Raw genomic sequence first — 11,346 nt, 5'->3', positions numbered from 1 at the left:
ATATGAATCATTATCTTACTGATGAAAAGCCGAGTAAGGCGATTATTAAATTCGCCCTGCCTATGATTATCGGTTCACTTTTCCAACAGGTCTATACTTTAGTAGATTCTGCTGTCGTTGGTAAATACGTTGGCGAAGCAGCACTTGCTTCTATTGGAGCAAGCTTTGCCCTAACTACCATTTTTATTTGTATAGCAGTAGGAGGTGGGGCAGGAGCTTCAGTTCTTATAGCAAGATATTTTGGATCAAGAGATTATAAAAGAATGAAAAGTTCTATTTATACATCCATGATAGGATTTTTATTCCTATCCTTAGCTCTTTCGATATTTGGACTAATATTTTCTGAAAAATTAATGGCTATCTTAAATACTCCTGCAGATATTATGGATATGTCGATTCTTTATTTAGACATTTATTTTTATGGCTTGCCATTTTTGTTTATGTATAATATTATATCAGCCCTCTATCAGGCTCTTGGAGAATCAAAAATCCCCCTATACTTTTTGATATTTTCATCAGTATTGAATGTGATTTTGGATATTTACATGGTTAAAGACTTAGGATACGGTATTAAGGGAGCAGCTTACGCCACCCTCCTAGCCCAAGGTTTGTCAGCTATTTTTTCTTTTGCAATTTTTATAAGGCACTTGAGGAAATTTGATGTGGAAATTGACAGGGTTTTTGACCTTAAGGAGCTAAAACTTGTCACAAATCTTGCCCTTCCATCAATTTTACAACAATCAACCATTACTATCGGTCAGCTTCTCGTTCAATCAGTTGTAAATTCTTTCGGTGTAGAAATATTGGCAGGCTTTTCTGCAGCAATGAGGATTGAAATCCTAATTATAGTTCCAATAACAAGCCTTGGCAACGCAGTTTCTTCTTACACTTCTCAAAATGTTGGAGCGAGAAAACTAGAAAGGATAGGAAAAGGACTAAGAGCATCCTTAAGCTTAACCATTTGTTATTGCCTCTTAGTTTTAATAATACTAAGAATAAATTATCCTGCCATAACGGCTTTTTTTATGAATGAAAACTCTTCAGCTCTTGCCATAAACACAGCCAATGCCTATCTAAAATTCATCGCTTTTTTCTTTATCCTAGTAGGAAGCAAGCACTGTGTTGATGGATCTTTAAGGGGAGTGGGAGATGTAAGAGTCTTCACCCTAGCAAATCTCATAAATCTTTTTGTAAGGGTATCTTTATCTATAACCCTTGCCCATAAAATAGGAGTAGAGATGGTCTGGTACGTAGTTCCCTTAGGTTGGTTAGTTAACCTCATAATTTCATCCATCTATTACGAAATAATTAAAAAAGATGATTTTAGCTTAAAGTTTTAGGAGAGTTAAAGAATTTAAGTCTTTAATAAAGGGAATATATTTTATGAGATGGATAATAAAAATAATCTTTTTCCCAATCAGCTTCCTGCTTAGTATTCTCACTGCCTTTCTGACATTCTTACTCGGAATAGGAACGGCACTGCTATATTTGCTGATGATGTTTTGCATATTTGGAGCAATAGCATCTTTCTTACAAAAAGAAGTTACCATCGGAATCGAAGTATTGATTATTGGATTTTTAGTTAGTCTATACGGCGTACCAATGATTGGAGCATATGTTGCATTAGAAAGTAAGCCTTGTAAATCCCTGAAAGGCTCTAAATCCACTTGATAAATTTCCTTTTCCAAAACGCATTTGTGGATGAAATGGCTCATGTTTCTACACTTTGAAAGTTTTCTTTTCTCTTCAAAAAGAGCTTTTTCTTCTTCAGTTAGTTTAATTTCAAGTCTTTCGTTTCTTATTCTATTTGCCATAGTTAGTTCCTCCTTTGAGTGTATTTCGGGGTCTTAGGGTTCTCCCTAACAAGTTAAAAATTGATAAAAAAAGAAGCAGATCCCAAAGGGCTGCTTCGTCAATTTTTCGTAAGTGTCCGTACACTTACTGTGCTTGCTACAAAAGAACGATTAAGATAGCAAGCATTAAGCATATTTTCAGAACAGTATATCAAATTTAACAAGAGATGGGAAGAGGGAGGCTCATATTTATGGTATAATAGCAAAAAATTATCAAGAAGCGAGACAAAAGGTATGGAGTTAAATAGAAAGAGTATTATCGAAAACGCCTACAATGGGTATATTTTTTCGGAGAAGAAAAATGTTGATAATGCGAAAGTTTATCGTTTTAGAAACGAAACGGGTACAGGAGAAATGCGTTGTTATGATTTGCTTGAAGGAATTCAATTATCTTATAACAACTTAAATATGGGAACAACACATCAAAAAATAACACCTAAAGAAGGAATCTTACAAATTGATCATTGCCTTGAAGGGTGCTATGAATTTAAGTTGGAAAATAATGAACGCGCATTTATTGGGAAAGGAGATTTAAGTGTTTTAGAACTTGGGAAAGTACCGTTTGAAAACTCTTGTATTCCCATGAAAAAATATGTTGGGCTTTCTCTTTTTATTGATATGAGTATAGCACAAAAGTCCATTTCAAAATATTTTCCATATGGAAATATAGATTTGTTTGAAATGCGGGATAAGGTGTGCAAAAATGGGGCGGCGTTAATTATCCGCTCTCGTCATGAAATCAATCATATTATTGGTGAATTATATAGGGTTGATGAGAGGATACAGCTTCCATATTCAATAATTAAAACAATAGAACTATTACTATTTCTGAGTTTAGTTGAAAGTAAAGACACACATAAACTTCCATCCTTTTCTGAGCCTGTGTACGAAGCAACTCAAGAATGCTACAAAGCTCTTATGGAAAATCCTTTTGACAGATATTCTATTTCTGAACTGGCAAAAAAATATGCAATTTCTGAATCAAGTCTTAAAAGATGTTTTGCTTATATAACCGGAAATTCAATAGGCAGTTTCATTAAAAAAAACTTGTCTTGAAGCGGCAGCAGAGTTACTAATTCATAAGTCAAGTATGTCTATCGGAGAAATAGCGGATTTAGCAGGATACTTAAATCAAGGCAAGTTTTCTTCAGCTTTTAAAAAACATTTTGGAGAGCCACCACCGGAGATAGGCACTATAAGGGCCTATCTCCGGTGGTGGCTCTCCAAAGAGGGCATTATTGCCCCCCCAGTTGAACTGGGGGATTTTATCATTCCTATTCGGTGCCATAAAATGGGCGCCAGAGAAAAATTCCCTGACGCTCGCTTCTTGCCCAACTAAACATGATTGCTATTATGTAGAAAAAAGCAAGGGGATTTTCGAATATGTCGAAATATTTTCCTTCTGCTTTGCTAAGCACAAGAGAAAGAAGATGATATTTCAATAGTTTATAGAGGAACTTCTCTAAACAGAATGATTTGTTATATCGTTTTTATTGATTTTTTTTGCTGTGCCCACTTCCGATATTCAGAAGGATATAGACCAGTACTTTTTTTGAAGTCTCTTGAAAAACGACCAGCATTACTATATCCAACAGCCAGAGCAATTTGCTCAATTGAAAAATCGGTGGAGCAAAGGAGATTTTCTCCCTGAGATAAACGCCGCTGTTGAATATATTCCGTAATGGTGCAGCAATAGACCTGCTTAAATGTAATTTTCAACTTTGTTGTTCCCATGCAGGCAATGCGCGCTAGTTTATCTAAAAGAATTTTTCTGTTGTAATGATCGTTGATATACGCAGCGACATTTTCAAGAGATTTTATATCCTGTGATGAAATACGGACTTTCCCTCTTTCTGGACTCTTTTTGTTATGTTCGACAATCAAAGCTACTGCCTCGAAAACTTTACTTTGGAAGAATAGTTTTGCGGCCATTCCATCTCCATTATAATTCCAGATTTTGCGTAACAGAGAAACCATTTCAGGGAAATCATTTGCTTGATCAATCTCGCGAAATGCTTCATCTGGATTTATATATTCATCTGGAAATGCTTCTTTTAGATACTTTTCATAGTAAGCAGGCATAATCTCTATACCAATCGTCCGAATTGGTATGTTTTTATGAAAAATTGCCTTGTATGGGTGCTGGCCTCCAAAGAATGTTTTTATACATCCCGCGGTAAGGCGCCGGTAAGGCATGATTTCTTCACCAGATACAGATTCGTAATAGGTGATGCTTAGGCTCTCCGGCCAGTTTAGGCTTTCCTGATCGAAAAATTCATCCTCGTAAAAATAGAAATCATGTATTTTGATATTAAATAGGTTTTTTTCACCGTATATCCAATAAATTCCCTCTCCAAATGATTCAGGCAAACAATAAAAGTTTCCAATAGAGCTAAATTTTCCATTTGGTGGCATTTTCTGAAAACCACTTTTTATCAACATAGTATTGAATTGAGCAGCAATATCGGACATAATCATCCTCCTCAGACACATTAGACATACTTTCAGACACATCGGACGACAATGGGCTGAATGTGTTGCGAAAGCAAATCAGTTCATGTATAGTTTTTTACAGCGGTTAGCTGGAACTAATCAAAGCCTACCACATTGATTTTAGAAAGTCAAATGTGGAATATATCAAAATGGAGGAACAAAAAATGTCTAACACGAAATCCGGTCTTTCTGTCAAAGAACTTATCGTAACAGGTGTCTTTTCCGCAATTATCTTTATCTGTATCAGCCTTAGCGGTGGTGTGTTTGCGATGATGCCAGCACTCACTTTCTACTATCCTGTCGGTGCTGCTCTTCTTGCTGGTCCAGTGTATTTGCTTATGGTTGCGAAAGTACCAAAGAAAGGCCCCATTTTTATTGCAAGTGCGCTTATGGCAATCTTTTGCTTTGTAACAGGTATGCACATTGGAATGACAATCGGCTATTTAATTGGTGGAGTACTTGCAGAAATTGTCGCACACACTGCAAATTATAAAAGCAAAAAAATGAATATTCTTTCGTATGTATTCTTTTGCTTGGGTGGAACTGGCACATATATTGCATATTTTATTAACCCGCAAACATGGGTAAATACTATGCTGGAAAAAGGAACGACACAGGAATATCTTGATAGTATGCTTGCATCTACCAGTTGGATTGTACTTGTAACAATGTTGATCGGAACAATAGTGATTGCTTTGCTCAGCGGTTTTGTTGGAAGCAAGCTATTAAAGAAACAGTTTGAAAAAGCGGGTATCACAGCATGAATATACAGTACACAAAAATTCATAGTGGATTGTGTACGTTTGATCCACGTACAAAAATCTTGTTACTTGCAATCACTGTATTTGCCGCAACGATGGCTCCATCGTTGCGGCATGTATGGCTATTAGTGTTATTCATCACACTTTTTGGATGCACATGCGGGAAAGCCAAACGCTCTTTATGCCATCTGATCTTTTTTGCTTTATTTTATTTACTGACCCTTTACGTTCTCTCTCTTGAAACGGGTGTTGTATATACGATGTTTGTCGCATGGATGGGGCTTTTCTACAAAGTGTATCCTTGTGCAATGCTCGCTGGAATCATACTGTCCACAACGAGAGTAAATGAATTTCTGACAGCAATGAATAAAGCACATCTTTCTAAAGGAATATACATTCCGTTGGCGGTTATGTTGCGATATATTCCGACAATTCAAGAAGATTGGCACTATATCAAAGACGGTATGCGTTTAAGAGATGTATCACTTTCTTTTAAGGGTTTTATTCATCACCCTGGGATGACAATTGAGTGTTTGTATGTCCCGCTTTTAATGACTGCGTCCAAGGCAGCTGATGAACTTGCAATTGCATCTGTAACAAGAGGCATTGAAAATCCTCATTCACGGACCTGTCTGATACAAATCAAATTTAGAATACAGGATATTTTGGTAATCATTTGTTTCTTGTTTCTTTTGGCGTTGAACGCAGGTGAGATTGGAGGTGCGGTATGATCCAATTCAAAAATGTTGGCTTTGCCTATGCAGGGACAACCGCTTCCGAAATCGGAGTAAAACATATTGACCTATTTGTAGAAACAGGAGAATGCGTTTTGCTTTGCGGTCGTTCTGGGTGTGGTAAGACAACAATTACAAAATTGATTAATGGACTTATCCCTAATTATTTCCCTGGCGAGTTAAATGGCGATGTACAAGTGGATGACCTGAAGGTTTTTGAAACACCTACATATCAACTTGCTGAAAAAATCGGATCTGTATTTCAAAATCCGAGGACCCAGTTCTTTAATGTAGATGTGGACAGTGAAATCGCATTTGGAATAGAAAACGCGGCTGTCCCACCGGAGGAATTGCATCGTAGACTTGGAAATACTCTTGATGTCTTACATATCCGTCATTTGCAGGGACGAAATATATTTGAATTATCCGGGGGCGAAAAACAAAAAGTTGCCTTTGCGTCTGTGTATGCAATGGACCCGGATATTTACTTGTTGGATGAGCCGTCTTCTAACTTGGATATGGCCTCAATAGCGGACTTAAAAAAATATTTGCAGCTTCTGAAAAAAGCGGGAAAAACAATTTTAATTGCTGAACACCGCCTTTATTATCTTCTTGATATAGCAGATCGCATTGTATATTTGTCAGAAGGGGAAATCCAGGCAATTTGGACGTCAGCAGAACTCAGAAAGCTCTCGGATGTTGAAAGAAAGAATATGGGGCTGCGCGCTGTGGCGTTAGAAACTGTGTATCCCGTTGTTGCCAATGTTCCAATTCAAAAACCTGTACTGGAAATACAAGATGTATCACTATTTTACAAAAAGCAGATGATTATCAGTCACATCTCAATGCAGGCTTCTAAAGGTGAAATCATTGGCGTTGTCGGATGCAATGGAGCTGGGAAAACGACATTCCTTCGTGCTTTATGTGGGTTGCATAAAGGATCCACAGGGAAATTCTTGTGGCAAGGCAATGCACAAAATGAAAAGGAACGCATGAAGCGATCTTTTATGGTTATGCAGGATGTTAACTACGAATTGTTTGCAGATAGTGTAGAAGCTGAATGTACGTTTGGAATCAGATACACTGATCCTGCGCTGGTGAAAAGAGCATTAGATGATTTGGACCTTCTTTCTGTCCGTAAACGGCATCCGAACACACTTTCCGGAGGACAAAAGCAGCGGGTTGCTGTAGCCGTTAGTATGATATGCGGTAAGGAAGTGGTGGTTTTTGATGAACCAACTTCGGGTCTTGATTATGACAGCATGGAGCAAGTTAGCAAATTGATTCAGGACCTTGCAAAAAATAAAGTCATATTTGTTGTCACTCACGATTATGAATTTGTCTGCCAAACATGCTCGCGTCTGATTCGCTTTGATTGTCACGTTTTGGCAGATGATATTCCCGTTTGTATAGAAAACAAGGAAAGAATTTATGCACTTATGGAACAGGGGGAGAAAAAGTGATATGGAGCAGAAACAAGAAAACCCAATAAAACTTCTTTTGTCATGGTCGGGGAAAAGTAAACGGTATCTTTTTGCGTCCGTCGCCTGTGCTTTTGCAAGCGGCTTATTTGTAATAGGGCCGTATATTGGCATTTATAACCTTATGGATGCGATTTTATCCGAAAATATAACACAACGGTTATTGGTGAATAATATCGTACTGATTTCTGCAACAACTATCCTGCGTATGATTACTTTGGCTTGTTCAGGCGTTCTTTCTCATAAAGGAGCTTATGGTGCATTATATCGTGTACGTTGTATGATAGTGGAACATTTGGCAAAAGTTCCGTTAGGCGTACTGGATGATCATAGCACGGGAGAAATCAAAACTGTTTTAAATGAGGATATTGAAAAACTGGAACTATGCCTTGCTCATAATATTCCAGAGTTGGTAAGTTATCTCACTGGTCCGATAGTCATTTTTATTTATTTAATGACAGTAAACATTCCATTAGCGATAATTTCTTTGATTCCCCTTCCGATTGCAGGAATTGTTATGATACATCTTTTTAAGGGTATGTCAAGTATCATGCATGATTCAAACCAATCTCTTATTGCATTTAATTCGATTATGATTGAGTACATTCGCGGAATGCGGTTAATTAAAGCCTATAATATGGGAAGTAAATCGTTCAAAAAATTCTCGGATGCCATTAAAGAGGAAAACAGAGTATGGAATTTGATCTCGCGTAAAATGGGACCTCCCTTTGCAATTTTTATTATTATTCTGGAATGTGGAATGGTTCTTTTGGTTCCTATTGGTGGAATGCTGTTTTTAAGAAATTCTATCACTTCCAGTGTGTTTTTGCTTTTCGCTTATGTTGGTTCTCTATATTTAACTGAGCTACTTCCACTTCAGCAGTTAGGAACAACCTTTGCACAGGCATTGAATGGAGTTACTAAGACAAAGGAAATACTGGAGTTGCCTGTTTATGAAAGCGATGGGGATTTTCCTACACATTGTGATATTGCCGTTAAAAACATTTCCTTTTCATATGATGGGAAAAAGAATGTTCTGGAGAATTGCAGTTTGTATGTAGCTGAAGGAGAGAAAATAGCTCTGATTGGTGTTTCCGGTGCTGGTAAAAGCACAGTCATTGAGCTGATCTCCCGATTTTACGATGTGCAGGAAGGTCAGGTATTAATCGGCGGTATAAATGTAAAAAACATAAACTATGAAAAATTGCTTCAAAACATATCCATTGTATTTCAAAAGACGTTTTTGACCCGCGACAGTGTTTTGGAGAATATCCGTATGGGCAGTAACGCCACTCTGGAAGAAGTGAGGGCAGCCGCAAAAGAGGCACAGATTGATGATTTCATCATGTCTTTGCCAGATGGATATGATACGAAAGTAGGCAGTTTTGGCTCCCGTTTCTCTGGCGGAGAAAAACAAAGGATAGCGATTGCAAGAGCTATTTTAAAAAATGCTCCTATTCTGATATTAGATGAAGCCACAAGTGCAGCCGATCCCGAAAATCAGTTGGAAATAGATCGGGCAATTGAGAATCTTTGCAAAGGGAAAACCGTTTTGATTGTCGCACATCGTTTGGGTGCAGTTAAAATGTGTGATAAAGTGGCAATTGTCGAAAATCACACGATAACCGATGCAGGCACCCATGAAGAAGTCCTTTCCAGAAATAATTATTATAGAAAGGCATGGAGCGATTACAATGCTTCAAGAAAAATCGTCTATGGCGGGAAAGGAGATGAAGCATAATGAAAGAAACAGGGCCATTGCATAAAAATATCCACTTTAATATAGGCGTGATATTCACGGTTATTGAAGGTTTTCTTTCTGGATGCAGTTATATGACGATTTACCTAGTCATTCAGATCCTGCTCGGCAAGAAAACAACTACAACAGACATCTTAACGATCACAGGAATTCTGTGCGTAGTCTATGCTTTGCGAGTGCTTATTTACAGTATAGGTTATACACAGAACCAGATCGGCGGGGCTGCCGTTTCAAAAAATCTTCGCCTTTTCCTTGGAGATAAATTTAAGAGGATTCCTCTCTTTCGCTTCACACATGGGCAGGTGGGGCAATATGTAAATACAATGACGTGCGATGTAAATAGTTATGAACAAATATTGACACACAAGGTAAGTAACTTGACCAAAAATATTGCTCTGGCCGTTATGGTTATTGTATTTATCTGTTATTTGTATCTGCCCGCAGGAGGGATCCTTTTGCTTTCTACTTCCATGCTGATTCCTGAAATGTGGCTTTCTTTCCGAACGGTAAAAAAGTATGGAACCAGAAAAAATAAGGTTTCATCTGAAACAGTAAGCAGCATTGTGGAATATATAGAAGGTATTCAGACGTTTCGTGCATACGGCGTGGCTGGCACAAAAAATAAGGCAACCACAGAAGCAATGCAATTGTTCAGTCAGGTCAGCTTTGAATATGAAGCACATGGTATTCCCATAAACTTTGCTTTTAACATTATTAACTGGCTTATGGTTCCTTTTATTATGTTTATTGGGATTTCTCCGTGGATGGCAGGAGAAATTCAGACGATTGATTTTCTGCTTTTATGTATGCTCCCTATGTTGCTGGCAAAGCTAATCGGGGCAATTTCAGTAGATTTGTTTAGCTACAAAAACCTTGTGATTTCAAAAAACAATATTTTAAAAGTAATCCATGAGCCAGAAGAAAACGGCAGTACAGAACCGTTCACAGTTAAGAATTATGAGATTGTTTTTGATAATGTGGACTTCTCCTATATTCCTGGCGAAGCAGTTTTGAAGGAAACTTCCTTTATAGTTCCAAATCAGAAATTGACTGCAATTGTTGGTGATTCCGGTTCCGGTAAATCCACCATCTTGAACCTGATCGCCAAATACTATGAGCCGACTGGCGGCGAAATCCGTATCGGCGGTAAGCCAATCAGTCCTATATCCGCTGAGCGTGTGTTGGAACAAATTTCGATGGTAGATCAGGATGTATTTCTCTTTGATGATACCATTCGTGAGAATATCCGGCACGCCCGCCCCAATGCCACGGACGAGGAAATCGAGGCTGCCTGCCGGGAGGCTAATTGTGACGGCTTCATCCGCAAGATGGAAAAGGGATACGATACGCCGACCGGCGAAAACGGAAACCTTCTCTCGGGTGGTGAGCGTCAGCGAATTTCAATCGCCCGCGCTATCCTGAAAAACAGCCCGATCCTGCTTTTGGATGAAGCAACGGCGTCCCTTGACATCGAGAACGAACTGGCAGTAAAGCAGGCCATCGCCAATCTGCTGAAAGAGAAAAAGACTGTGGTAATGATTGCTCATACCCTTTCCATCGTCAAAAATGCAGATCAAATCCTTGTGGTATCTGGCGGAAAGATTGCTGAAGCCGGTACTCACGATGAATTGCTGGCTAAAGGCGGAAAGTATGCGGCCATGTGGAACGCCGAACAGAAATTATCTGCATAAGGGAGGTCTTAATGAAACTTCATGCGTCCGGGGAGGACTATCTGGAAACCATTCTTGTTCTTCAAAAGAAACTCGGTATGGTACGCTCCGTAGATGTGGCTCGGCACATGGAGGTGTCAAAGCCCAGTGTGTGCCATGTAGTAGCAACCCTGCGGGACGGTGGCTTTCTCACGATGGACAGCGACTATTTCCTGCACCTGACCGAGATCAAAGCTTATGGTATCAGATACCTAAGAGTAATCTTTATCGGTTCCCTCTTTGTAAATTTTACGCAGTCCGCAAACATGGTTATGCGTGGCGAAGGTCTAATGAAAAAAGCCATGATGATAATGGGACTTGGAGCTTTACTGAATATCATTCTTGATCCGATTTTAATGACAGTTATGGGTGAATACGCCATTGAAGGTGCTGCCCTTGCAACGATTACAGCACAGTTTGTTCAGGCGGTTGTAACGCTGCACTACTTCCTGAAAAAGAGTAAAGTCGTTAAAATTCATAAGATTAAGTCCGATGAAGAAATAAAAAAAGAAATGTTTGGAGTAGGCTCATCAGCTATGATGATGCAGCTTCTGCT

At 38.6% G+C, this 11,346-nt stretch carries 10 protein-coding genes and 3 pseudogenes; 11 read left to right on the top strand and 2 right to left on the bottom strand.

Going from position 1 to position 11,346, the window contains the following annotated elements:
• Positions 1–1,340, top strand: a 1,340-nt coding sequence (locus tag HMPREF1253_RS02050) for an MATE family efflux transporter (protein WP_023055087.1), incomplete at its 5' end; no start/stop codon positions are given.
• A gap of 43 nt (positions 1,341–1,383) precedes the next feature.
• Positions 1,384–1,671 carry a CD1845 family protein gene (locus HMPREF1253_RS09820; RefSeq protein ID WP_081696559.1) on the top strand — a complete coding sequence of 96 codons (288 nt, stop codon included), beginning with the start codon at positions 1,384–1,386 and terminating at the stop codon, positions 1,669–1,671.
• Here HMPREF1253_RS09820 and HMPREF1253_RS02045 read toward each other — a convergent pair.
• A pseudogene (locus HMPREF1253_RS02045) lies at positions 1,617–1,814 on the bottom strand (plasmid mobilization relaxosome protein MobC); the annotation flags it as partial. The gene HMPREF1253_RS09820 and the pseudogene HMPREF1253_RS02045 sit on opposite strands and share 55 nt — an antisense overlap.
• Before the next feature lie 273 nt (positions 1,815–2,087).
• On the opposite strand from HMPREF1253_RS02045, the gene HMPREF1253_RS02040 reads away from it, so the two are divergent.
• Both HMPREF1253_RS02040 and HMPREF1253_RS10365 read left to right on the top strand, forming a co-directional pair.
• Positions 2,088–2,909: an AraC family transcriptional regulator gene (locus tag HMPREF1253_RS02040; protein ID WP_023055089.1), complete on the top strand. Its 822-nt coding sequence runs from the start codon at positions 2,088–2,090 to the stop codon at positions 2,907–2,909.
• A gap of 34 nt (positions 2,910–2,943) precedes the next feature.
• Positions 2,944–3,192 (top strand): helix-turn-helix domain-containing protein, encoded by a 249-nt coding sequence (locus tag HMPREF1253_RS10365; RefSeq protein ID WP_023055090.1) that lies wholly within the window; start codon positions 2,944–2,946, stop codon positions 3,190–3,192.
• A gap of 140 nt (positions 3,193–3,332) precedes the next feature.
• On the opposite strand, the gene HMPREF1253_RS02035 is transcribed toward HMPREF1253_RS10365, so the two are convergent.
• Complete coding sequence (locus HMPREF1253_RS02035) at positions 3,333–4,325, bottom strand: AraC family transcriptional regulator (RefSeq protein ID WP_023055086.1); 993 nt, start codon at positions 4,323–4,325, stop codon at positions 3,333–3,335.
• Between the two features lie 185 nt (positions 4,326–4,510).
• Between HMPREF1253_RS02035 and HMPREF1253_RS02030 the strand changes: the two genes are divergently transcribed.
• The 7 genes and pseudogenes from HMPREF1253_RS02030 to HMPREF1253_RS02005 form a co-directional block, all read left to right on the top strand.
• Complete coding sequence (locus tag HMPREF1253_RS02030) at positions 4,511–5,110, top strand: MptD family putative ECF transporter S component (protein WP_023055085.1); 600 nt, start codon at positions 4,511–4,513, stop codon at positions 5,108–5,110.
• Entirely contained in the window at positions 5,107–5,838 is a 732-nt protein-coding gene (locus HMPREF1253_RS02025) for an energy-coupling factor transporter transmembrane component T (RefSeq protein ID WP_023055091.1), read from the top strand. The genes HMPREF1253_RS02030 and HMPREF1253_RS02025 overlap by 4 nt, the downstream gene beginning before the upstream one ends.
• A complete protein-coding gene (locus HMPREF1253_RS02020) occupies positions 5,835–7,304 on the top strand; it encodes an ABC transporter ATP-binding protein (protein ID WP_008901340.1) in 1,470 nt (489 codons plus the stop codon). Before HMPREF1253_RS02025 ends, HMPREF1253_RS02020 begins: the two co-directional genes overlap by 4 nt.
• A 1-nt stretch (position 7,305) precedes the next feature.
• Positions 7,306–9,063 (top strand): ABC transporter ATP-binding protein, encoded by a 1,758-nt coding sequence (locus HMPREF1253_RS02015; protein ID WP_008901341.1) that lies wholly within the window; start codon positions 7,306–7,308, stop codon positions 9,061–9,063.
• Positions 9,063–10,772 carry an ABC transporter ATP-binding protein gene (locus HMPREF1253_RS02010; RefSeq protein WP_023055084.1) on the top strand — a complete coding sequence of 570 codons (1,710 nt, stop codon included), beginning with the start codon at positions 9,063–9,065 and terminating at the stop codon, positions 10,770–10,772. Before HMPREF1253_RS02015 ends, HMPREF1253_RS02010 begins: the two co-directional genes overlap by 1 nt.
• 11 nt (positions 10,773–10,783) lie before the next feature.
• Positions 10,784–10,981 (top strand): annotated as a pseudogene (locus HMPREF1253_RS10680) (metal-dependent transcriptional regulator); the annotation flags it as partial.
• A pseudogene (locus HMPREF1253_RS02005) lies at positions 10,976–11,346 on the top strand (polysaccharide biosynthesis C-terminal domain-containing protein); the annotation flags it as partial. The pseudogenes HMPREF1253_RS10680 and HMPREF1253_RS02005, both read left to right, overlap by 6 nt.

It is taken from the genome of Peptoniphilus sp. BV3C26 (assembly GCF_000478985.1).
GTDB lineage: Bacteria > Bacillota > Clostridia > Tissierellales > Peptoniphilaceae > Peptoniphilus_B > Peptoniphilus_B koenoeneniae.
The sequence above is the reverse complement of the archived record's forward strand: the minus strand, read 5'-3'. Positions and strand labels throughout refer to the sequence as shown.